Consider the following 1,242-nt stretch of genomic DNA (forward strand, 5'->3'; position numbering starts at 1 on the left):
GCGCGGACGCGGTCGGCGACGGCTTCGGGGCCCCCTGCGGGCAGGGGGCCCCGGCGGTCGGCGGCGCCCTCGCGGAGGGCGTCGAGTGTGGTGTCGAGCAGCGGGCGGAGGGCATCGGGGCCGTGGGCGCCTCCGGCGAGGGGCGGCGGGGTGCTCATGGGCTTGTCCTTCGAATGCGCGCGTGCGGGAGGACCAGCCTGTACAACGCGCGGGCGGTGCGCCCGAGTACTTCGAAGAACGGAACCCGAAAGTGGTACTTGCGTACCGCAGCTACGTGCCCCGGTGCGCGGGAATGCTAGGCCTCCCCGCGCGTCGGGCCTGGCCCCGGCCCCGGCTCAGGCGGTGCCGTCGCCCTCCCGTACGCCGTCGCCCTCCCGTGCGGCGTCGCCCTCGCGTACGCGCAGGGCGCGGGCCAGGTCGTCGAGCTGGTCGGTGAACTTGCGGCGCAGGGCGGGGATCGGGTCGGCGTCGCGCAGGCACCGCTCGCCGAGGCGGAGTGTCTCGGCGTCGACGAACGGGGCGGGGAAGGCCCAGGCGCCCAGGACGTCGGCGATGGCGGGGCCGCGCCGGGCCGCGACGGTGACGGCGTCCTCGTAGTAGCGCGGCACGTACTCCCGTACGAGGTCGGCCTGTTCGGGCTGCCAGAAGCCCTGGGCGGTGGCCTTGAGGAGGTAGTTGGAGAGTTCGTCGGAGGCGAACATGGCCTCCCACGCGGCCCGTTTGGCGGCGGCGTCGGGCAGGGCGGCCCGGCAGCGTGCCGCGCCTTCCTGGCCGGTGGCGCTGGGGTCCCGCTCCAGTTCGGCGGCGATGGCGGCCTCGTCGGTGGCGTCGAGGACGGCGAGGCGGGCGAGGATGCGCCAGCGCAGTTCGGGGTCGAGTTCGGGGCCGCCGGGCACGGTGCCCTCGGCGAGCCAGGCCTCCAGGGGCGCGGGCTGGGTGGCGACGTCGATGGCGCTGCGGACGGCGGTGAGGCGCAGGCCGGGGTGGGAGCCGTCCTCGGTGCGGCGGATCAGGTCGCGGCAGAGTTCGCCGAGGGTGGCGAGGGCGGCGGGCCGCTTCTCGGGGCCGGAGTAGCGGCCCGCGATGTGGGCGGTGGCGAAGGTGAGGACGCCCTGGACGACGGCGAGGTCGCTCTCCTCGGGGAGGTGGGTGAGGGCGGCCCGGAGGTAGACGGCGGGGTCCAGTTCGCCGTCGCGGACCATGTCGCGCAGGCTGTTCCACAGGACGGCGCGGGTGAGGGGG

General features: G+C 76.1%; 1 protein-coding gene and 1 pseudogene. Both read right to left on the reverse strand.

What is annotated here, in order from left to right:
* Positions 1-158 (reverse strand): annotated as a pseudogene (locus AB8Z36_RS41190) (aspartate aminotransferase family protein); the annotation flags it as partial.
* A gap of 177 nt (positions 159-335) precedes the next feature.
* On the reverse strand, positions 336-1,242 hold a 907-nt coding region (locus AB8Z36_RS41195), incomplete at its 5' end, for an ERAP1-like C-terminal domain-containing protein (protein ID WP_369218454.1).

Origin of the sequence: Streptomyces flavofungini (genome assembly GCF_041028215.1) — a bacterium.
Classification (GTDB): domain Bacteria; phylum Actinomycetota; class Actinomycetes; order Streptomycetales; family Streptomycetaceae; genus Streptomyces; species Streptomyces flavofungini_B.